The sequence below is a fragment of the Amycolatopsis echigonensis genome, from assembly GCF_002846615.1.
In the GTDB taxonomy this organism is placed as follows: Bacteria; Actinomycetota; Actinomycetes; order Mycobacteriales; family Pseudonocardiaceae; genus Amycolatopsis; species Amycolatopsis echigonensis.
The window spans coordinates 1-19,458 of record NZ_PJMY01000002.1 but is presented as its reverse complement, the minus strand read 5'-3'; the positions used below and the strand labels follow the sequence as shown (position 1 = coordinate 19,458).

The 19,458-nt window shown below is 70.2% G+C and carries 20 protein-coding genes and 2 pseudogenes; 13 read left to right on the top strand and 9 right to left on the bottom strand.

Annotated features, from left to right (window positions below; all coding sequences use genetic code 11):
• Positions 1-2: 2 nt before the first annotated feature.
• The 7 genes and pseudogenes from ATK30_RS01765 (at position 3) to ATK30_RS01740 (ending at position 7,244) form a co-directional block, all read left to right on the top strand.
• Positions 3-686, top strand: a complete 684-nt coding sequence (locus tag ATK30_RS01765; RefSeq protein WP_101433990.1) for a response regulator transcription factor — start codon at positions 3-5, stop codon at positions 684-686.
• 5 nt (positions 687-691) lie between these two features.
• Complete coding sequence (locus ATK30_RS01760; protein ID WP_101433989.1) at positions 692-1,957, top strand: HAMP domain-containing sensor histidine kinase; 1,266 nt, start codon at positions 692-694, stop codon at positions 1,955-1,957.
• Positions 1,958-1,979: 22 nt separating this feature from the next.
• A pseudogene (locus tag ATK30_RS47625) lies at positions 1,980-2,172 on the top strand (hypothetical protein); the annotation flags it as partial.
• A 487-nt stretch (positions 2,173-2,659) separates the two neighbouring features.
• Positions 2,660-4,045, top strand: a complete 1,386-nt coding sequence (locus ATK30_RS01755) for an amino acid permease (protein WP_101433988.1) — start codon at positions 2,660-2,662, stop codon at positions 4,043-4,045.
• Entirely contained in the window at positions 4,042-4,818 is a 777-nt protein-coding gene (locus ATK30_RS01750) for a carbon-nitrogen hydrolase family protein (RefSeq protein ID WP_101433987.1), read from the top strand. Before ATK30_RS01755 ends, ATK30_RS01750 begins: the two co-directional genes overlap by 4 nt.
• Positions 4,815-6,509, top strand: coding sequence for a flavin monoamine oxidase family protein (locus tag ATK30_RS01745; protein WP_101433986.1), 1,695 nt, complete (start codon positions 4,815-4,817; stop codon positions 6,507-6,509). Before ATK30_RS01750 ends, ATK30_RS01745 begins: the two co-directional genes overlap by 4 nt.
• A 105-nt stretch (positions 6,510-6,614) precedes the next feature.
• Positions 6,615-7,244, top strand: coding sequence for a TetR/AcrR family transcriptional regulator (locus ATK30_RS01740; RefSeq protein ID WP_101433985.1), 630 nt, complete (start codon positions 6,615-6,617; stop codon positions 7,242-7,244).
• 204 nt (positions 7,245-7,448) lie between these two features.
• On the opposite strand, the gene ATK30_RS01735 is transcribed toward ATK30_RS01740, so the two are convergent.
• Complete coding sequence (locus ATK30_RS01735) at positions 7,449-8,159, bottom strand: TetR/AcrR family transcriptional regulator (RefSeq protein ID WP_101433984.1); 711 nt, start codon at positions 8,157-8,159, stop codon at positions 7,449-7,451.
• Between the two features lie 69 nt (positions 8,160-8,228).
• On the opposite strand from ATK30_RS01735, the gene ATK30_RS01730 reads away from it, so the two are divergent.
• From ATK30_RS01730 to ATK30_RS01720, 3 genes are all read left to right on the top strand, one after another.
• Entirely contained in the window at positions 8,229-9,095 is an 867-nt protein-coding gene (locus tag ATK30_RS01730) for an alpha/beta fold hydrolase (RefSeq protein WP_101433983.1), read from the top strand.
• A gap of 91 nt (positions 9,096-9,186) precedes the next feature.
• Positions 9,187-9,609 (top strand): hypothetical protein, encoded by a 423-nt coding sequence (locus ATK30_RS01725; RefSeq protein WP_101433982.1) that lies wholly within the window; start codon positions 9,187-9,189, stop codon positions 9,607-9,609.
• A 71-nt stretch (positions 9,610-9,680) separates the two neighbouring features.
• Positions 9,681-9,866, top strand: a complete 186-nt coding sequence (locus ATK30_RS01720) for a DUF5302 domain-containing protein (RefSeq protein ID WP_101433981.1) — start codon at positions 9,681-9,683, stop codon at positions 9,864-9,866.
• A 388-nt stretch (positions 9,867-10,254) separates the two neighbouring features.
• Here ATK30_RS01720 and ATK30_RS01715 read toward each other — a convergent pair whose 3' ends face one another.
• The 4 genes from ATK30_RS01715 to ATK30_RS01700 all read right to left on the bottom strand — a co-directional run bounded on the left by ATK30_RS01715 (position 10,255) and on the right by ATK30_RS01700 (position 14,245).
• Positions 10,255-11,328, bottom strand: a complete 1,074-nt coding sequence (locus tag ATK30_RS01715; RefSeq protein ID WP_101434418.1) for a Glu/Leu/Phe/Val dehydrogenase dimerization domain-containing protein — start codon at positions 11,326-11,328, stop codon at positions 10,255-10,257.
• 147 nt (positions 11,329-11,475) lie between these two features.
• A complete protein-coding gene (locus ATK30_RS01710; protein ID WP_101433980.1) occupies positions 11,476-12,675 on the bottom strand; it encodes a kynureninase in 1,200 nt (399 codons plus the stop codon).
• A complete protein-coding gene (locus ATK30_RS01705; protein ID WP_101433979.1) occupies positions 12,672-13,463 on the bottom strand; it encodes a tryptophan 2,3-dioxygenase in 792 nt (263 codons plus the stop codon). The genes ATK30_RS01710 and ATK30_RS01705 overlap by 4 nt, the downstream gene beginning before the upstream one ends.
• A gap of 8 nt (positions 13,464-13,471) precedes the next feature.
• Complete coding sequence (locus ATK30_RS01700) at positions 13,472-14,245, bottom strand: PaaX family transcriptional regulator (RefSeq protein WP_101434417.1); 774 nt, start codon at positions 14,243-14,245, stop codon at positions 13,472-13,474.
• Between the two features lie 88 nt (positions 14,246-14,333).
• Between ATK30_RS01700 and ATK30_RS01695 the strand changes: the two genes are divergently transcribed.
• Positions 14,334-15,038, top strand: a complete 705-nt coding sequence (locus ATK30_RS01695; RefSeq protein WP_101433978.1) for an SDR family NAD(P)-dependent oxidoreductase — start codon at positions 14,334-14,336, stop codon at positions 15,036-15,038.
• Entirely contained in the window at positions 15,035-15,862 is an 828-nt protein-coding gene (locus ATK30_RS01690) for an enoyl-CoA hydratase family protein (RefSeq protein ID WP_101433977.1), read from the top strand. Before ATK30_RS01695 ends, ATK30_RS01690 begins: the two co-directional genes overlap by 4 nt.
• 23 nt (positions 15,863-15,885) lie before the next feature.
• Here the strand turns inward: ATK30_RS01690 and ATK30_RS01685 are convergent, their stop codons facing one another.
• The 4 genes from ATK30_RS01685 to ATK30_RS01670 are packed head-to-tail and all read right to left on the bottom strand — an operon-like array spanning position 15,886 to position 18,486.
• Positions 15,886-16,806, bottom strand: a complete 921-nt coding sequence (locus ATK30_RS01685) for an SMP-30/gluconolactonase/LRE family protein (protein ID WP_101433976.1) — start codon at positions 16,804-16,806, stop codon at positions 15,886-15,888.
• Between the two features lie 9 nt (positions 16,807-16,815).
• The gene (locus ATK30_RS01680) at positions 16,816-17,472 is read right to left on the bottom strand and encodes a histidine phosphatase family protein (protein WP_101433975.1); all 657 of its coding nucleotides are present in this window, start codon (positions 17,470-17,472) and stop codon (positions 16,816-16,818) included.
• 13 nt (positions 17,473-17,485) lie between these two features.
• Positions 17,486-18,241: an SDR family oxidoreductase gene (locus ATK30_RS01675; protein WP_101433974.1), complete on the bottom strand. Its 756-nt coding sequence runs from the start codon at positions 18,239-18,241 to the stop codon at positions 17,486-17,488.
• 44 nt (positions 18,242-18,285) lie between these two features.
• Positions 18,286-18,486 (bottom strand): hypothetical protein, encoded by a 201-nt coding sequence (locus ATK30_RS01670; protein WP_101433973.1) that lies wholly within the window; start codon positions 18,484-18,486, stop codon positions 18,286-18,288.
• 509 nt (positions 18,487-18,995) lie between these two features.
• Between ATK30_RS01670 and ATK30_RS01665 the strand changes: the two are divergent.
• Positions 18,996-19,458, top strand: a pseudogene (locus ATK30_RS01665) (hypothetical protein); the annotation flags it as partial.

The following is a 19,458-nucleotide window of genomic DNA, read 5'->3' as shown; positions in this document are numbered from 1 at the left end:
TCATGGCGAAGGTACTGGTGGTGGAGGACGACGCGGCGATCGGCAGCGTCCTCGACTCCGCGCTGCGCGGACACGGCCACACAGTGCAATGGTGCCGGGACGGCCGGAGCGCGCTGCGCGAGACCGCGGCCGATCTCGTGCTGCTGGACCTGGGCCTCCCGGACGTCGACGGCGTCGAGGTGTGCCGGCGGCTGCGCTCGGCCCTGCCGGGCGCGGTGCTGGTGATCCTGACCGCGCGAGCGGACGAGATGGACGTCGTGGTCGGACTGGAGGCCGGAGCCGACGACTACCTCACCAAGCCCATCCGGCTGGCCGAACTGCTCGCCCGGGTGCGCGCGCACCTCCGCCGCGGCGCGCCCGCCGCGCCGTCGACGCCAGTCGTCCGGATCGGCGCGCTGGAGGTCGACATCGCGAGCAGGCGGGTCACGCTGAACGGCCGGGAGGTCGCACTGCGCGCACGGGAGTTCGACCTGCTCGCGCGGCTGGCCGTCCAGCCGGGGCAGGCGGTCAGCCGCGACACGCTGATGTCCGACGTGTGGGACTCGCACTGGCACGGTTCCACCAAGACGCTCGACGTGCACATCGCCGCGCTGCGCCGCAAGCTCGCCTCGGCCGCCGAGTCGCCGTACGAGGTGCCGAGGATCGCCACCCTGCGCGGGCACGGATACCGGCTCGAAGGGGACTGAACGGAGTGCGCCGCCGGATCGTGACGCTCACCGTCCTCGCGGCGGTCCTGGCCACGAGCCTGTTCGGGTTGCCGCTCGCCGTCGGGGCGCTGTGGTACTTCCGCACGCACACCACGTCCGCGCTGGAGCGCGCCGCCGACAGCACAGCCGTCGTGATCTCCGACGCGCTCGCCGCCGGCCAGCCCTTCCAGGTCCCGGACAACGAGGACGGCGCCGAGGTCGGCGTCTACGACCCGGTCGGCCATCTTCTCGCCGGAGAAGGTCCGCCGACCGCGGACGACGTCGTGCGCGGAGTCGCCGCCAGCCGCAGCGACATGCTGAACCAGAAGGTCGGCGACGAGGACGTGCTGGCCGTCCCGGTGCTGACCGGTGCCCGCCTCACCGGCATCGTGCGCGCGTCGCTGCCCCGGTCGGCGCTGACTCACGACGTCGGCATCACCTGGCTGGTGATGGCCGGATGCGCGATCGGCGCGGTGCTCGCGAGCTGGCTCGTCGCCCGCCGGATCGCCGCCCGGCTGACCCGCCCGCTGGAAGACCTGGCCTGCGCCGCGACCCGGCTCGGCGAAGGCGACTTCTCCGCCCGGTCCCGGCGCTCGGCGATCCCGGAAATCGACCGCGTCGGCGCCGCCCTGGACGTCACCGCGACCCGCATCGGCGAAACGCTGGAACGGGAGCGTGCCTTCTCCGCCGAGGCCTCGCACCAGCTCCGCACTCCCTTGGCCGGTCTGCGCCTGCAGCTGGAATCCGCCCTGGAAACTCCCGGCCGCGACCCCTACGCCGCGGTGCGGGCCGGAATCACCGCCGCCGACCGGCTGGAAAGGACCGTCGAGGATCTGCTCGCGCTGTCTCGGGAACGCCGCGCCGCTCGCGCCGAACTCGATCTGCCAGCCCTCCTGGCGGAGTTGAACGACGTCCCGCTGCCGGACCATCGCCAGCTGCGCCTGGAAATCGTCGACCCACCGCCGGTACGCGCGTCCGCCCCCGCGGTCCGGCAAGTGCTGGCCGTCCTGCTGGACAACGCGGTGAACCACGGCGAGGGCGCCATCACCGTCCGAGCCCGCGACGCCGGCGGCGCCCTGGCCGTGGACGTCCTCGACGAAGGCCCGGACCTGGGCGAACGCGACCCGTTCTCCGACCACTCCCCCAGCGGCCACGGCATCGGCCTCCGCCTGGCGAGAAGCCTGGCCGAAGCCGAGGGCGGGCGGTTGCGCTTGTCCCGCCCCGACCCGCCGACGTTCACTCTGCTGCTTCCGGAAGCACCCGCCTCCTGACCCGCCCTCGCCCGGCAGCGAGCACTGGCTGTCCGAGGCAAGAGGGCGCAGTCCGGGCCGGTGCAGGTTGCGATGGTCGGCGCGGAGCTGGGACCACCGCTGCGCAGCACGTCCACGGCGGCGGCATCGTGCTCGGCGGCGAGCCGGACGCGCCCGGTGTCCCGCTGCTGGCCGACCGGCCGTTGGTCGACGGCAGGGCGGCGGCAGTGCGGTGTTTTCTGCTCGCCCAGCCGAACTGTCGATCTCCGCAGCAGGCGACCGGAACACTTCTGCCCGCCGCACTCCGTCCCCGAACGCGGAGCCAGCCACCGCGCCCGGACCCGGTCTCTTCGCCTGACTGGCCCGCGTACGCGACGACCGGCACCCCGAGCACGCACCGCCGCACCCGGCTCGCAGTTGCCAGCATCCCTGGCCCGACCTGCGCCGGAAAGGCCGCCGCCGCGGAGCCCCCTCCCCGATCACTTAGAGTCAACAACGGCCTGGAAGCCCTCGGCCCAGACCGGCAAGCCCCGCAGAAACCAACCTCGAGAGCGCAATGAATCACCCTCCATCGCCAGCAATCCACAACAGATCTCGGTTCTCGGGGCAATTTTCGATCGATACCGTGGCTCGAAGTCGACAGTGCCGTCACAATCAATCGCTAGGAGCCAGCCGGTGAGCACCACCTCCACCAGTCCTGCGCGCGGAAGGCTCGCCACGGCGATGCTGCGCCGCAAACCGGTCACCGATCTGGTGGCCGAGGCGGATCACGGTCCGCTGAAGCGGTCACTCGGGCTGAGCCAGCTGACCATGCTCAGCATCGGGGCCACCCTGGGCAGCGGGATCTTCGTGGTGCTCGGCGAGGCGGTTCCGGTGGCCGGGCCCGCCGTCGTGGTCTCGTTCGTTCTGGCCGGCATCACCGCGTTGTTCTCCGCGCTTTCCTACGCCGAGCTGGCGGGCATGATCCCGCTCTCCGGCTCCTCGTACTCCTATGCGTACGCGACGCTCGGCGAACTGGTCGCCTGGGTGTGCGGCTGGTGTTTGGTGCTGGAGTACGGCGTCTCCGTCGCGTCGGTCGCGGTCGGGTGGGGGCAATACGTCAACGAACTGCTGCACGTGGCGTTCGGCGTGACGTTGCCGGACGCGCTCAGCGGGCCTCCGGGCGACGGCGGGCTGGTCAACATTCCGGCGATTGTCGTGGTGCTGCTGGCGATGGTGCTGTTGCTGTCCGGCGCGAAGGAGAGCGCGCGGGCCAACGCGATCATGGTCGCGGTGAAGATCGGCACGCTGATTCTGTTCTGCGCCATCGCGTTCACCGCGGTCCGGGCGCAGAACTTCACGCCCTTCCTGCCGCTCGGGCTGGCCGGGATGAGCGCCGGCGGGGCGAAGTTGTTCTTCTCCTACATCGGGTTCGACGCCGCCTCCACCGCTGGCGAAGAAGCGCGCAACCCGCAGCGTGACCTGCCGCGCGCGATTCTGCTGTCGCTGGGCATCGTGACCGTTCTCTACTGCCTCGTCGCGGTCGCGGCGATCGGCGCGCTGCCCTGGCAGCAGTTCGGCGACAAACAAGCCGCGCTCTCCCACGTGCTGACCACGATCACCAGCAACCCGCTCTGGGCCATCCTGCTCGCGATCGGCGCGATCGTGGCGATCTCCAGCGTCGTGCTGACCGTCCTTTACGGACAGACTCGGATCCTGTTCGCCATGTCCCGCGACGGGCTCGTGCCGAAGTCGCTGTCCACAGTGCATCCGAAAACCGGCGTTCCGCGCACCAACACGCTCGTGGTCTCCGGATTCGTCGCGGTGCTCGCCGCCTTCGTCCCGCTCGGCAAGCTCGCCGACGCCACCAGCATCGGGACGCTGTTCGCGTTCGGGCTGGTCAACGTCGCCGTGCTGATCCTGCGCAAACGCCGTCCCGAGGCCGAGCGCACGTTCCGCGTGCCGTTTTCGCCGGTCACGCCGATCCTCGGGGTGGCTTGCTGCGCCTACATGATGTTCAGCCTCGACGGGGCGACCTGGATCGTGTTCGGCGCGTGGATGCTGCTCGGCCTTGTCATCTACTTCGGCTACAGCGTCCGTCGCTCGCGGCTCGCGGAGAGCGTCCGATGATCGTCGCCGTCCACCAAGGACCGTTCGAACGGCTGCCCGAGGCGATGGCCGCCGCGGCCGAGCGCGGTGCCGAGCTGATCGTGACTGCCGAGATGGGCACGACGGGGTACAACATCGGCGCGCAAGCCGTCGCCGAGCTGGCGGAACCGGCGGATGGACCCCGGGCGGCCGAGCTGGGCGCGTTGGCTGCCAAACACAAGGTCGCGCTGGTCTACGGCTATCCCGAGCGCGACGGCGACGCGGTGTACAACTCGGCGCAATTGCTGTCCGCACAAGGGGAACGGCTCGCGAACTACCGCAAGACCCACCTGTTCGGCGACCTCGACCGCGACCAGTTCTCGCCCGGCGACGAGCCGGTGGTCCAGGCCGAGGTGAACGGCCTCCGCACCGGCCTGCTGATCTGTTACGACGTCGAGTTCCCCGAGCTGGTCCGCGCGCACGCGCTCGCGGGCACAGAACTGCTGCTCGTACCCACCGCGTTGATGCGGCCGTACGAGCGCGTCGCGGACCTGCTCATTCCGGTCCGTGCACACGAAAGCCAGCTGTACGTCGTGTACGCGAATCGCTGCGACACCGAGGGCGAACTCGCCTACTGCGGCCGCTCGACAGTCGCGTCGCCGGATGAAGTCGTCGCGAAGGCCGGGCCGGGCGAAGAGCTGCTGTTCGCCGAACTCGACCCCGCGGTGCTCGCCCGAACGCGAGCTGAAACCCCGTACCTGGCCGACCGACGGCCGTCGCTGTACCGCTCTCTCACCGAAGGACCCCGGGCATGACCTCCGCAGTTCCCGCCGCGATCCACGCCGAGGAACCCGCCGGCCGGCCGATCACGATGTTCGGCCCCGACTTCCCGTTCGCCTACGACGATTACCTCGCGCATCCGGCCGGACTCGGCAGCGTGCCGGAGGAGGTGCACGGCACCGAGGTCGCGGTGATCGGCGGCGGCCTCTCCGGCATCGTGACCGCCTACGAGCTGATGAAGCTCGGGCTGCGGCCGGTCGTGTACGAGATCGACGGCATCGGCGGCCGGCTGCGCACGCACCACTTCCCCGGCCTGCCCGACGACGTGGTCGCCGAGATGGGCGCGATGCGTTTCCCGCCGTCTTCGACGTCGCTGTTCCACTACATCGACAAGGCCGGGCTGGAAACCACGCCGTTCCCGAACCCGCTTTCGCCCGCCACGCCGAGCACAGTGGTCGATCTCAAGGGCCAAAGCTATTACGCGCGCACGCCCGAAGATCTGCCCGAGGTGTACGGCGAAGTGGCGCGAGCGTGGCAACGCACGCTCGACGAGCACGCGTCATTCGCCGAGATGCAGACCGCGATCCGCAATCGCGACGCCGCGACGGTCAAAAAGATCTGGAACAAGCTCGTGCCCCTGCTCGACAACCAGACCTTCTACGGATTCCTGTGTGATTCCCCGGCCTTTTCCTCGTTCCGGCATCGAGAGATCTTCGGCCAGGTCGGATTCGGCACCGGCGGATGGGACACCGACTTCCCGAACTCGATTCTCGAAATCCTCCGCGTCGTCTATACCGGCGCGGACGACGACCACCACAGCATCGTCGGCGGCAGCGGACAGCTCCCGAAGCGGCTGTGGGACCACGTCCCGGAGAAGCTCGCACACTGGCCGTCCGGCACGAATCTCGCTTCCCTGCACGAAAACGGCGAGCCGCGGCCGGGGGTCACGCGGCTGCACCGCACCGCGCCGAACAACGTCACCGTCACCGACGCCTCCGGCCACATCCGCACGTTCGGCGCCGCGGTGTTCACCGCGCAGAGCTGGATGCTGCTGTCGAAGATCGAATGCGACGAGGCCCTGTTCCCGATCGACCACTGGACGGCGATCGAGCGCACGCACTACATGGCGTCCTCCAAGGTGTTCGTGCCGGTGGACCGCCCGTTCTGGCTCGACCGCGACCCGGTCACCGGCCGCGAAACGATGAGCATGACGCTCACCGACCGGATGCCGCGCGGCACCTACCTTCTCGGCGACGACCCGGACCGGCCCGCGGTGATCTGCCTGTCCTACACGTGGGCCGACGATTCGCTGAAGTGGCTGCCGCTTTCCGTGTCCGACCGCGTCGAGGTGATGCTGCAGTCGCTGCGCGAGATCTACCCCGGCGTCGACGTGCGGCGGCACATCGTAGGCGACCCGGTGACCGTGTCGTGGGAGGCCGAACCGCATTTTATGGGCGCGTTCAAGGCGAACCTGCCCGGGCATTACCGGTACCAGCACCGGCTTTTCACGCACTTCGTGCAGGATTCACTGCCCGAACGCTATCGCGGTTTATTCCTTGCGGGGGACGACATCTCGTGGACCGCGGGCTGGGCCGAGGGCGCGGTGCAGACCGCGCTCAACGCGGTATGGGGCGTGCAACGGCACTTCGGCGGCGCGAGCGATCCGGCGAATCCCGGTCCGGGCGACCGTTTCGCGGACCTCGCGCCGATCGAGCTTCCGGACTGACCGGGTCGTCAACCCATACCGCGCGGTAGCAGCCGAACGTGTTTCCGCCGCGACATTCGGCCCGGTCAATCCGCCGTTCTGAACCGATCATGCCAAACTGATGCCATGAGCACCGATCCGGCGCCGAAGTGGCGGCGACTCGAACCGGACGAACGCAAAGAGCAGATCTACGCCTGTGCGGCGCGGCTGTTCGGCGAACGACCGTATTCGGAAGTGTCCACTTCGGACATCGCGGCCGAGGCAGGCGTGGCCCGCGGACTGATCAATCATTATTTCGGAACAAAAAGGGAGTTGTACCTCGAAATCGTTCGGCGTGCGCTCACAGTGCCGCGGATCGCGGTGCAGATTCTGCCGGACGGCCCGTTGGAAGTCCGCGCGGACGCCGCCATCGACTGGCTGCTCGACATGGTGCGCGGGCAGGAGAAGCTGTGGCTCGCCGCGATCGCGCCGGAGGGCATCGGCCGCGATCCGGAGGTGGACCGGATCGTCGCCGAGGCCGACCGCGCGTCGGCCGACCGCGTCCTCGAGGCGGTCGGGCTGTCCCGCGACAGCGCGCACGGCGAGGAACTGAACGCCGCGGTGCGCGCGTTCGCCGGCATGGTGAAGGCGGCGGGCCGCGAATGGCTCGTGCACCGCTCGCTGGACCGCAGGCAGGTGCACACGCTGCTGACCATGTCGCTCGTGACCTTGGTGAGCCGGGTGTTCCCCGCGATCCAGCATCCGCCCCAGCACTGACCCGCCGGAAGGAGAGCCCCCGGCACCACGAGGGGGGAGGAAAGTGCCGGGGGCCCCTTCCGGAGGCGAGGCCCCCGGTAGCTGTCCACGCTACGCCGGGAAGGCATCGAATCGGTGTCAGTCGGCGCAGCGGCCGCCCGACTTTTCACCACGACCACGCGGACGGCCCAGTGCGGATGCTCACGCGGAGCAATTTCGCGAATTTCAGCCGCGCAGCCGGGCCAATCGGCAGGTGAGGCCGTCGAGGCAGTTGCGGATCGCGAAGTCGAACAGTCGCGGATGGTAACCGGCCGCGGCTTCGGGGTCGGTGAGCAGCTCGTGCATCATCCGGCCGTGCGCGGCCATGCCGGGCAGGTCCTCGCGGTCCCGGTAGGAGGCGTATTCCTCGGTGTTGTCCAGGCGCAACGCGAGGCTGCGGTCCCGGTCGTCCTCCAGCGCGACGTACTGGCACGCGGTGGTCGTGAGCACGGTGTAGGCGAGCGGGCTTTCGTCGCCGAAGCCCGCGTCGAGCAGGATCCGCACCCCTCGTTCCATCGTGGGCGTGGCCGCGGCCACCGACGGGCCGAACGACGCCATCCGGCGCGCCGTGCCCGGATGCTTGCGCAGTACCTCGCGCAGGCCGGTCAGCAGTTGGACGAACCACTCCTGCCACTCCAGCTTGTCGTCGGGCAGCCGCAGCTGGCCGACGACCCGGTCCAGCACCGCGCACACCACCGCGTCGCGGTCCCCGACGTGGTGGTAGACGACCGCCGGGTACGCGCCGATCGCGGCGGCCAGCTGCCGCAGCGTCCAGTTCTCCAAGCCGCGTTCGATGGTGAGCTTCACCGCCGCGTCGACCACCTTCTTCGCGGTGACCGCGGGCAGCCCGGCGGCGGAACGGGACCTGGCGCGCTGTCCGGCACGCGGAGTCGGCATGCCGTGCACCGTAACCGGCGACCGGCCGGCTCGGCCACACGCGGTTCCGGGCTGCGGCATGATCGGGGCATGCCACGCGCACAGGCCAACGGCCTCGAACTCGAGTACGACACGTTCGGCGACCCGGCCGCCCCGCCGGTCGTCCTGGTGATGGGACTCGGCGCCCAGATGATCACCTGGGAGGAGGGCTTCTGCGAGCTGCTCGCGAGCCGCGGCTTCCACGTCGTGCGCTTCGACAATCGCGACGCGGGCCTGTCCACCTGGTTCGACGAACTCGGCACGCCGGACCTCGCCGGGATCATCGCGGGCACCGCCCGGGCTCCGTATCTGCTCTCGGACCTCGCCGACGACACCGTCGGGCTGTTCGACGCGCTCGGTTTCGCGAAGGCGCACGTCGTCGGCGCTTCGATGGGCGGGATGGTCGCGCAGCAGCTCGCGATCGACCACCCGGACCGGCTGCTGAGCCTGACGTCGATCATGTCGACGACCGGCGACCCGTCGGTCGGCCAGGTCTCGCCCGCCGCGCTGGAGACGCTCACCAAACCGGCGCCGGAATCGCGCGAGGAGCAGATCGAACAGAGCATCGCGAACTACCGCGTGACGGGATCGCCGGGCTATCCGGCCACCGAGGAGTACTTGCGGCGCAAGGCAACCCGGAACTACGACCGGGGACGGCACCCGGTCGGGATGCAGCGGCAGGCGGCCGCCGTCGTCGCGTCGGGCGACCGCACTGAACGACTGCACGACGTCCGGGTGCCGACCGTCGTGCTGCACGGCGACTCAGACGTGATGATCGACGTCAGCGGCGGCAAAGCCACCGCGGCGGCGATCCCGGACGCGGAACTGGTCATCGTCCCCGGCATGGGCCACGACCTGCCGGAACCGCTGTGGCCGGACATCGTGGCCGCGATCGTCCGCGCGACCGAGCGCGCCTGAAGAGGTCAAGAAGCCGTCAATAACAAGCGCCGGGGCGTACGGAACCCGTCCGCGCGGCTCCTTCACGCGCCCGCTCGGGGTGCCATGGGGCATGCGTACTGAACGACGGCTCGCTGGCGGATTCGGTTTCCCGCTCGGTTGTGTGGCGGTAGTAGCGGCTGCGATCGGCGCGGACCTCGCTGGAGGCACTGCGCATCCCAGCTACGCCGTCGCGGCTGTCGCGCTCGTGATCGGCGCAGTGGCAGTGGTCACGACTCCTCTCGCCGCGACCGGGGTGACGGCGGTGGGCTGGGCGGTTCTGTCCGGCTTCGCGTACGGCCGGTCCGGGGCTCTGGTTTTCACTGCGGTGACCGCCTGGGTGGCGGTGATCTTGGCTGGTGCGGCGGTGTTCGGGCTTGTGCTCGGTGCCGGCTGGCGCATGGTTCAGCGGGTTCGTCCGGTGGACGCGGAGGCTGTCGTGCCGATGCAGCGGAAGGCTGGCGAGCCGAGCCACCGCCGGGTGGCGTCACTCTGAAATGGCTCGCCAAGGTGCGCGAAGGGTGCCAGGCTGGCGGAGTACCACGTCGTCACCTTCGGAGGTCAGCCATGAGTGAAGCGCAACCGGCACCCAGCGACGGGGAGGGCGACGTCAAGCGGAAGTTCCGCGAGGCGCTGGAGCGGAAACAGGCCAAGGCGCGCGAGGGGGCCGCTCACGAGAACGCCGGACAGCAGAGCCAGCACGCGCATGGGCCGGCGGCTAATAAGCGGACTTTTCGGCGTAAGAGCGGCTGATCGCCGCATAGAGAAATAGGTTCGTGGGGCACCCCGAAGCCCCATTGTGACGACGGTCTGGGGTTGCTTGTCAAGGCGGGAAAGATGCCTTGACAAGCAACCCCAGACCGCGTTTTGGCTTCGTATCGGGGTGCGGGGGTGGTGTGGGTGCACCGTCCGTCGGGTTCGTCGGCTGCGGTTGGGCGGTGTGGGAGCCTGGCTGGGTTAGTGCACCGGTTGCGGTTCGCGACGGGGCGGGGCTCGCGGCCCCGATGTCACCTTGGATGCAGCACTGTGAAGCGGTGGGCGGCGGTCCGTGAAGGGGCCCCTCACCACCGGTCGCTGGCTGTGAAGGGCTCCTTGCGGGAATCTGATTCCCGCAAGGAGCCCTTCACGGACTTCTGCGGAGTTACACCGTGAGGATCGAGCGCAGGCGGCCGACGTCGGTCATCCGGCGTTCGGCGAGGCGGTCGGCAGCGGCGGCGGGGGGCACGCCGTCGGCCTTCGCCAGTTCGTACACCGCCTTCGTGGTGTCGAAGATGGCCGCCGTCTTGCGCTGGGCGCGGGCGAAGTCGAAGCCGTGCCGTTCGTCGTCCACCTGGATCACGCCGCCCGCGTTCACCAGGTAGTCCGGGGCGAACAGGATGCCGCGGTCGTTCAGCAGCTTGTCGACGCCGGGGTGCGCGAGCTGGTTGTTGGCCGCGCCGCAGACGATCTGGGCGCGCAGGGCGGCCACGGTCTCGTCGGTGAGCACGCCGCCCATCGCGCAGGGCGCGAAGACGTCCAGTTCGGTCTCGATCATGGTGTCCACATCGGACACCACCTCGACGTCCGGGTACGCGGCACGGGCGCGTTCCACGGCGCTGGACGCGACATCGGTGATCACCACGTGCGCGCCGGCCTCCACCAGGTGGCCGACGAGGATGTGGCCGACCTTGCCGACCCCGGCGACACCGACGCGGCGGCCGGTCAGCTCGGGCACGCCCCACACCTGCTCAGCGGACGCGCGCATCCCCTGGTACACGCCGAAGGCGGTGAGCACCGAGGAATCTCCGGCCCCGCCGTCCTCCGGGGAACGTCCGGTTACGTGCCGGGTCTCGCGGGCGACGACGTCCATGTCGCGCACATAAGTGCCCATGTCGCAGGCAGTGATGTACCGGCCGCCGAGCGAGTCCACGAACCGGCCGTACGCGCGGAGAAGCGCTTCGGACTTCAGCGTGTTCGGGTCGCCGATGATGACGGCCTTGCCGCCGCCGAGGTCGAGGCCGGCGAGCGCGTTCTTGTACGCCATTCCCTTGGAGAGCGCGAGAACGTCGTCCAGCGCGGCGTCCTCAGTGGCGTAGGGGTAGAACCGGGTGCCGCCGAGGGCCGGGCCCAAAGCGGTGGAGTAGATGCCGATGATGGCTTTCAGCCCACTGGCCTCGTCGTGGCAGAACACGACTTGCTCATGGCCGCTGTGCCGGCCGAACACGCCTTCGGTCACGGTGGTGACTCCTTTGTCTCCCACGCGGCTCGTGGCCGCGCGCATGTGTGAACGGTGCGCACCGGGGAACGAGGGTTGCCCGTTCCGCAGTGCACACCGTCAACCTACTTCGCCGTTCTCCGGGCCACCACCCGCATCCCGGGAGCTTCACCCCAGATCCGCGACAGCTTCCCGAAGTGTGGAAATCGCCGTTTCGAGCTGTTCATCGGACAGGTACGGCGCGGGGCCGAACCGCAGGTAATGCCCTCGGCTGTCGGTCCGCACGCCGCGCGCGGCCAAGCGTTCGCACAGGCGCCCGGCGACCGGGCTGCGCAGCGAGAGGAAGCCGCCGATGCCGTCGAGCGGTGTTTCGCGGTCGCGGGTGACGACGTCGTCCGGCAGGCCGAGATCGTCGAAGCAGCGGGCGAGCAGGCCGACCTGGTGCTGCGACACCTCGCGCAGGAACTCGGCGGTGAGTCCGTGTTCGGCGAAGAACTGCTGCACCCGCACGCCGCGGTAGTGGCTCGACGGGTCGTAGGTGGCTCCGGCGAACCGGTCGCCGCCAGGGGCGTACGCGACTTCGTCCGGCCGGCGTTCGTCGGCGAGTGCGCCGAATTCCGCGTACCAGCCGGTAATCACCGGGCGCAGCTCCTGCGCGTGCGCGGGCAGCCGCAGGAAGCAGTTGCCTTCGCCGAGTTGGAGGTACTTGTAACCGCCGCCGAGCACCCACGCGTTGGTGAGGCCGAGGTCGTGCAGCGGGAACGGGACCGCGCCGACCGCGTGGTACGCGTCGACGACCAGCTCGACCGAGCGGCTCCGGCACGTTTCAGCCAGATGGGCGAGACCGGGCACGATCCAGGAGGTCTCGAACAAGACCGCCGACGTGAGCACCGCGGCGGTGCGGCCGTCGACCTGTTCAGCGAGCCGTTCGGCCAGCGTCGCGACCGGTGCGGCGGGCACGCGGACGACCTCGACGCCCTCCTCGGCCAACCGGGTGAGCTGGCGGCGCAAAGTGTGGAATTCCCCGTCGGTGGTCACCAATCGCGGCCGCTTCCGCAGCTCGATCGCGGACAGGAACCGCAGCACGAGTTCGTGAGTGTTCTGGCCGAGCGTGTAGTCGCCGTGCGGATCAGACAGCCACTGCCGGAACCCGTTCCGCAGCTCGTCGGCCTTCGCGAACGCCCGGCCCCACTTCTCGTCCACCTCCTCCGCGGCGTCGGCGAACGCTTCGCACAGGCCCTCTTCGGCGACGTCCGGCCAGGCCTGGTGCGAATGCGCGGACAACAGCAGCCGGTCGGCGACGCGGAACCGCGAATAGTGCGGGGCGAGCGCGTTTCCCTTGGCGCGCAAGGACTCCACTGTGGTCACAACCGGCTCCGGACAGCCCACAGGTCCGGGAACATCGGGTTGAACAGCGTGGTGCGCAGGTAGGCCGCGCCGGACGAACCGCCGGTGCCGGTCTTGTCGCCGATCGTGCGTTCGACCATCTTCACGTGCCGGTAGCGCCATTCCTGCAGGCCCTCGTCGAGGTCGACCAGCGCCTCGGCGAGCACCGACGGGCCGCCGTCGTCCTGGTAGACCTTCAGCAGCACTTCCTGCAATTCCGGCGACGGCTCCAGCGGACGGGTCACGTCGCGTCCGGTGTCGACCGGATAGCCCTTTCCGGACAGGTAGGCCAGGAACGAGTCGAACACCGACGGACGGCGCATCGCGTCGGCGATCCGGCTGCGCTGCTCGCCGCCGTCCGGATAGTGCGCGAACACGCGCTCGTCGCGGCGGCCGAGCACCGCCTCCAGCTCGCGGAACTGGCCGGACTGGAAGCCGCTCGAAGCGTCGAGGCGGGCGCGGAAGCTGGTGAACTGGCTGGGCGTCATCGTCTCCAGCACGTCGATCTGCGCGACCACCACCTTCAGCACGGTCAGGATGCGGCGCAGCGTGCGGATCGAATGCGCGGTGTTGCCCGCTTCCAGGTTCTCCTGCAGGAACGCGGCCTCGTGCAGGATCTGCTTGAACCACAGCTCGTAGACCTGGTGGATCACGATGAACAGCAGTTCGTCGTGTTCGTCCGAACGCGGGCGCTGCGCGGCGAGCACCTCGTCGAGCGCCAGGTAGGACGTGTAACTGAGCGCGGCCTGGGTGTCGTCTGTTCCGGTCATCGGGTTCCTCATCTCGGGGACAGGGTTCGGTCGAAGTGGCGCTGAGCGGGTGGCGCGAGCGCCGAATACAGGTCGTGGAACAGCTTGACCGCCGCCGCCCGCGTCTGCGGCGCGGGGATCAGCCCGGACGGCAATTCCGGGTCCAGCGAAGGGAATTCGCGATAAGTGTGCACCAGCCGGGTGCGCACGGCGAACGCTTCCGGGTCGCTGAGATCCTTCGGGCAGTCGCCGAATTCGGCGACGAACGCGGCGTAGCGGGCGGACAGTCCGTCGAGGTCCCAGGCCCGTCCGGCGAGCTGGCGCACGTCCAGCGCGGCGGACGGCGTGCCCAGCATCAGACCGGCGTGTTCGGCGACTTCGAGTTCGGAGAGCAGCGCAAGCACCTCGGCCTCGCGGTCGTGCGGGGCGAGCCAGGTGCCGTCCTGGACCGGGCCGAACCCGAGGAACCGCAGCCGCCGCACCAGCCGTTCGCGGGAGGTGCGCCGGGTCTCCGGGATGTTCTGCCACAGCACGGTCCAGGTCCCGGCCGGTTCGTCCCGGCGGCCGAGTCCGAAGATCCGCCGGTCGCCGTCGTCGAGCAGGGCGACCGTGCGCGGGGTCAGCGAGTAGTGCACCAGCCTGCCCTCGCGGTGCCGGGACAGCAGGCCGCGGCGCACCAGCCGAGTCAGCGCGATCCGGGCCGCGCCGTCGGAGAAGCCCAGCTCGTGCAGCAGCGCGACAAGCCCGCCGGACCACACGCGCCTGCTCTCGCGCGGGCGCACGTAGCTGCCCAGCAGCGTCATCACGAGCTCCTGGGGCGTGCGGGCGGGTTCGGTGTCGGGCACGAGGCAACTCTATACACCTCAGCCCGCTGCGGTGTAGCTTTCGGGAGTGAGCAGTTTTTCCGACCGAGTCGTCGTGGTCACCGGCGGCACCCGCGGCATCGGCGCGGCCGTCGCCGAGCGGTTCCGCGACGCCGGCGCGACCGTGCACTCCCCCGGCCGCGCCGAATGCGACGTGACCGACGAAGCCGCCGTCCGCGCGTACTTCGCCCGGCTCGGACCGGTCGACGTGCTGGTCAACAACGCCGGGGTGTCCTCGAGCGCGCCACTGGCGAAGACCGGTCTCGACGACTGGCGCGGCCAGTTCGAGGTGAACGCGACCGGCGCGTTCCTGTGCACCCGCGAGGTGTTGCCGGGCATGCGCGAACGCGACTACGGACGGATAGTCACGGTCGCGTCGACCGCGGGATTGGCCGGGGCGCGCTACACCTCGGGCTACACCGCGTCGAAGCACGCGGCGGTCGGGCTGATGCGTGCGGTGGCGGCGGAAGTGGCTGGCACGGGCGTCACGGCGAACGCGGTGTGCCCGTCGTTCGTGCGCACCGACATGACCGCGACGTCGGTCGCCCGGATCCGTGAGCGCACCGGCCGCGACGAAGCCGACGCGGAAGCCGCGCTCGCCGCCGCCTCCCCGCTCGGACGGCTGCTCGAACCCGGCGAAATCGCTTACGCCGTGGAGTTTTTCGCCGCCCCGGAGGCGGCCGCGATCAACGGACAGACCCTCGTACTCGACGGTGGAGGAATCCAGAAATGAGCCCGTTCCGCGCCAGTGTCCCGCTCACGAAATCGTGGGAGCACTTCGAGTTCACGGTGGACGACGGGGTCGCGACGGTGACCTTCGACCGTCCGGAAAAACTCAACGCTCTCACCTTCGACGTCTACGCCGACCTGCGCGACCTCGTCGCCGAACTGCCGCATCGCGGCGACGTGCGGGTGCTCGTGCTCACCGGGAAGGGCCGCGGGTTCTGCTCGGGCGGCGACGTCGAGGAAATCATCGGCGAACTGCAGAAAATGGACACGGCGGAACTGCTCGAATTCACGCGGATGACCGGCGCGGTGGTGAAAGCCATGCGCGAAACGCCGATCCCGATCATCGCGGCGATCAACGGCGTCGCGGCGGGCGCCGGTTCCGTGCTCGCGCTGGCGAGCGATTTCCGGCTGCTGGCCGAATCGGCGAAGTTCGCCTTCCTGTTCACCAAGGTCGGCTTGGCGGGCGCCGACATGGGTTCGGCGTATCTGCTGCCGCGCCTGGTTGGCCTCGGCCGCGCGACGGAACTGCTGATGCTGGGTGACAAACTTCCCGCCGCGCGGGCCGAAGCGATCGGGCTGGCGAACCGGGTGGTCCCCGACGACGAGCTGGCCGGCGAGGCCGCCGCACTGGCGCGACGGCTCGCGGACGGCCCGGCCCTGGCGTACTCCACCACGAAGGTGCTGCTGACCCGCGAACTCGACAGCGATCTCGGGAGCTCGATCGAGCTGGAAGCCATCACGCAGGCGCTGCTGATGACCGCCAAGGACCACAAGGAGTTCTACGCCGCGTGGTCCGCCGGCCGCAGTCCACAGTGGACCGGACGCTGATTTCCCGCTTCACGGACAGCTGATCAGAGGTCGGTGTAGGCGATCGCGTTTTCTTCCAGGGAGCCGAACCACAGGCGGCCGTGGTACTCGCGGATGCCCACGAGCAGGTGGAAACCCGGGATCTCGCCGCGCAGTTCGCGCACCACCGCACCGTCCGGATCGACGGCGACCGCGCCCACCCGGCGTTTCGGCGCGGGCTGCAGCGAAGCCGGCAACGCGCGGACCGCCGTCCGGACCGGCGCGGGAAGACGGCGCACGAGGTCGAGCGCACGCAGCCGCGGGCTGGCCTCGGTGATCCAGATCAGCCCGTCCGAACCGGTCGCGATGTTGTCCGGGAAACCCGGCAGGTCGCCGATCAGGACGTCGAGGTCGCCCGCGCGCGGACCGGTCAGCCAGACCCGGCTGACCCGGCACGCGCCGGTTTCGGCGACCGCCACATAGGACTCGTCCGGCGGCAGCGCGACGCCGTTCGCGAACTGGAGACCGTCGACGAGCAGGTCGATGTGCCCGTCCGGCGTGCGGCGCAGCAGCCGTCCGCCCGCGGTCTGCTCGATGAGGTCGTCGCGCCAGTTGTCGATGCCGAAGCGACGCGAGGAATCCGTGAAGTAGACCGTGCCGTCGGCGGCGACCGCGGCGTTGTTGCAGAACACGAAGTCGAGCCCGGCGCCGGAGGTCGCGAGAGTCGTGATCTCGCCGCCGGCCAGCGGCATGGTCAGCAACCCGGCGCGGGCGTCGCAGATCAGGAGTTCGCCGTCGCCGTACAGCTCCAGTCCGAGCGGGCGGCCGCCGGTGTCGCCGACCAGGTCGATCCGCCGTCCGTCCGGCGAAACCCGCAGGATCCGGCCGTCGTCGACGCCGGTGTAGACCCGGCCCTCGGCGTCCACGACCACGTCTTCCGGACCGTGCCCGTTCACCGGCACGATCGTGACCTCACCGAACTGCACGACGGCCTCCTACCGGTAGCTGAGCAGCCGCGCGGTCTCGCCTTCGAGATGCGGATGCTCGTTGAAGGACAACAGAGTCACGCCGCCGCGACCGGATGCCAGCTTCGTGATCCCGGTGTTCACGGTGACGCGGTTCAGCTTCAGCAGCCCGGGCCCGGGCGTGCCCAGCAACGACCCGGCGACCGCGCCCAGCACGCCGCCCGAGGTGAACACGAGCCCGTTCTCGCCCTTGCCCAGCGAACCGACCAGCTCGGCCAGCGCCGCCGTGCAACGGTCGAGGAAAGCGGGCCAGCTTTCCGTGCACGGACCACTGTCGCCGGAGCCGACCCACGCGGTCAGAGCGGCGTCCAGCAACCGCTGGTACTCGCGCGAATCCTCTTGCGGCGCACCGCCCGCGTGATGCCGCGCGATGTCGACGTGGTCGTATTCGTTCCACCGTTCGTCCTCGACCACCGGCACGTCGCAGCCGAGGACCTTCAGCGCCGTCGCCGCGGTGTCCCGCTGGCGGGCCAGCGTTCCCGAGCGCACCTGCGCGAACTCGACCCCGCGCCGCTTCAGTTCCGCACCGACCAAAGTGGACTGTTCGAAGCCCAGCGGCGACAACGCGTCGTAATCCGCCGCGCCGAACGACGCCTGGCCGTGCCGGATCAGGTAGATCGCACCCATTTATGCCGTCCCGTCAGGAAAACGTCCGCAGCAACCGGCCCGGAGCCAAGCGTACCGCGAGACTCAGCGGCACCCAGGGCCACGAAGGGACGTACGCGCGCTTGGGTTCCGCTTCGATCGCCTTCACCAGCGCGTGCGCACCGGCCTCGGCCGACACCATCAGCGGATTGCGCTTGGTCGAGCGCGCGGTCATCTCGGAGCTGATGTAGCCGGGCCGCACGTCGGTGACCTTGATGCCGTGGTCGCTCAGCTCCAGCCGCGCGCCCTCGGCGAACGCGGAGATCCCGGCCTTCGACGCGGAGTACGCGGTGAGGTTCCGGGGAAAACCGCGCAGCGCCATGAACGACGAGATCACCGCGAGATGCCCGTCGCGCTGCTCGCGGAAGATGCCCGCCGCCGCCTCGATCTGGGCCACCGCGCCGACGAGGTTGGTCTCGAGGGTCTGCCGGTTGGCGTCGAACCGTCCCGCGCCGACCGGCTGTCCCTTGCCGAGCCCGGCGTTGACGATCACGCGGTCGAGCCGGCCGAGTTCCGACCGGAATTCCTCGAACACCTTGAAGACGCGGTCGTGGTCGGTGACGTCGAGCGCGCGCGTGACGACGGCGATCCCCGGGTACGCGGCGCGCAGCTGCGCGGCCAGGTCGTCGAGCCGGTCGGTGCGCCGGGCGCACAGCGCGAGATTGCGGCCGCGGGCGGCGAACTGCCGGGCCATTCCCTCGCCGAGACCGGAGCTGGCTCCGGTGATCAGGATGTTCTGCCGCAAGACCATGCCCGGAGCCTACCCGCTGGTAACCAGCCTGGCGGTGGCGCGGCTCACCCCGCCGTCCACCTCCGGTCCGCGCGTTCCCGGCTGCCGGGGATCAGCCGGAACAGGAATTTCGGCACCGCCCCGGAGAAGTAGTAGGTCTTGCCGTCGATCTCCAGCGCGTGCTCCGGCTTGCCCGCGGGTGCTTTGCTCGCGGGACCGAGACTCAGCGCGAAGGCGCACTTGCCGTCGAATTCCGGTGCGGCCATCTCACGCCCCCTGCCGCGGAAGGATTTCCCGCACGCCGACCGTGCGGGTCCCGGCGGCTTCCGGCGGCGCCTGGGCCGACTGGTCAGCACGGGAAAGAAGAAGGAATTTCACCATTTCGACCACCTGCGATCGAGGGAAATCGCCCCGCGGACGGGGATCCCGCTCATCGTCTGCCGCCCCGGCCGCGGGCGCAAGTCACGGCGGATCCGCGCGGATGACCGGTGGCCCGGCCTCTGGGGGCATGCCGGGCCACCGGTTCCGGGCGCGGCCGCCGGCCGGGCGCGGGGCGCGGTCCGCGCTGCCGGGGCCGAGGCTCCGGACGCGCCGGGGGCGGCGCGTTCCGTCCTGGCCATGGAAGCGCGACGGCGCAGGTCACGGCAATGGTTCACAGTTGCCAGTACTAGCCCGTTCGTCCGAGTCCCGCGGCGCTGTGCCTGGTCCGGCGGCTGCTACCGTGCCTGTGTCGGGCTCGGCACGGTCGGTTACCAGCGGGGGCGGGCGGCGGGACATGACGCAGCGGCATGCGGACCACGCCGGTCCGGACACCGACGGAGGTGCCCGGACCGCGTTCGCGAGCGCGCTGCGCGCCGCGATCGGAGCGAGCGGCCTTTCCCTGGACCGGATCCAGGCACGGTTGCGCGCCCGGGGAGCGACGGTCAGCGTCACCGCGCTCAGCTACTGGCAGTCGGGCAAACGCCAGCCGGAACGCGCCGGGTCGCTGTCGGCGGTGCGGGTGCTGGAGGAAATCCTCGACGTCCCCGACGGCGCGCTGCTCGGCTTGCTGCCGCCGCCCCGTCCGCGCGGCGCGAGCAGACGCGACCGGGCGGGCGAGGAACCGGTCACGTTCACCCGCGAGATCCTGCAGCCGCTGCTGGAACGCGTCGGCGCGCCCGACGCGCTGGACCAGCAGCACCAGCTGAAGCTCGTCGGCCTGCACGACCGCTGCGAGATCGCGGCCGACGGCGGCCAGC

Bases quoted from the DNA above. Each gene is read 5' to 3' on its own strand.
- ATK30_RS01765 (WP_101433990.1), top strand. From the start codon at position 3: ATGGCGAAGGTACTGGTGGTGGAGGACGACGCGGCGATCGGCAGCGTC.
- ATK30_RS01755 (WP_101433988.1), top strand. From the start codon at position 2,660: ATGCTGCGCCGCAAACCGGTCACCGATCTGGTGGCCGAGGCGGATCAC.
- ATK30_RS01750 (WP_101433987.1), top strand. From the start codon at position 4,042: ATGATCGTCGCCGTCCACCAAGGACCGTTCGAACGGCTGCCCGAGGCG.
- ATK30_RS01745 (WP_101433986.1), top strand. From the start codon at position 4,815: ATGACCTCCGCAGTTCCCGCCGCGATCCACGCCGAGGAACCCGCCGGC.
- ATK30_RS01740 (WP_101433985.1), top strand. From the start codon at position 6,615: ATGAGCACCGATCCGGCGCCGAAGTGGCGGCGACTCGAACCGGACGAA.
- ATK30_RS01735 (WP_101433984.1), bottom strand. From the start codon at position 8,159: ATGCCGACTCCGCGTGCCGGACAGCGCGCCAGGTCCCGTTCCGCCGCC.
- ATK30_RS01730 (WP_101433983.1), top strand. From the start codon at position 8,229: ATGCCACGCGCACAGGCCAACGGCCTCGAACTCGAGTACGACACGTTC.
- ATK30_RS01725 (WP_101433982.1), top strand. From the start codon at position 9,187: ATGCGTACTGAACGACGGCTCGCTGGCGGATTCGGTTTCCCGCTCGGT.
- ATK30_RS01720 (WP_101433981.1), top strand. From the start codon at position 9,681: ATGAGTGAAGCGCAACCGGCACCCAGCGACGGGGAGGGCGACGTCAAG.
- ATK30_RS01705 (WP_101433979.1), bottom strand. From the start codon at position 13,463: ATGACCGGAACAGACGACACCCAGGCCGCGCTCAGTTACACGTCCTAC.
- ATK30_RS01700 (WP_101434417.1), bottom strand. From the start codon at position 14,245: ATGACGCTGCTGGGCAGCTACGTGCGCCCGCGCGAGAGCAGGCGCGTG.
- ATK30_RS01690 (WP_101433977.1), top strand. From the start codon at position 15,035: ATGAGCCCGTTCCGCGCCAGTGTCCCGCTCACGAAATCGTGGGAGCAC.
- ATK30_RS01680 (WP_101433975.1), bottom strand. From the start codon at position 17,472: ATGGGTGCGATCTACCTGATCCGGCACGGCCAGGCGTCGTTCGGCGCG.
- ATK30_RS01675 (WP_101433974.1), bottom strand. From the start codon at position 18,241: ATGGTCTTGCGGCAGAACATCCTGATCACCGGAGCCAGCTCCGGTCTC.
- ATK30_RS01670 (WP_101433973.1), bottom strand. From the start codon at position 18,486: ATGGCCGCACCGGAATTCGACGGCAAGTGCGCCTTCGCGCTGAGTCTC.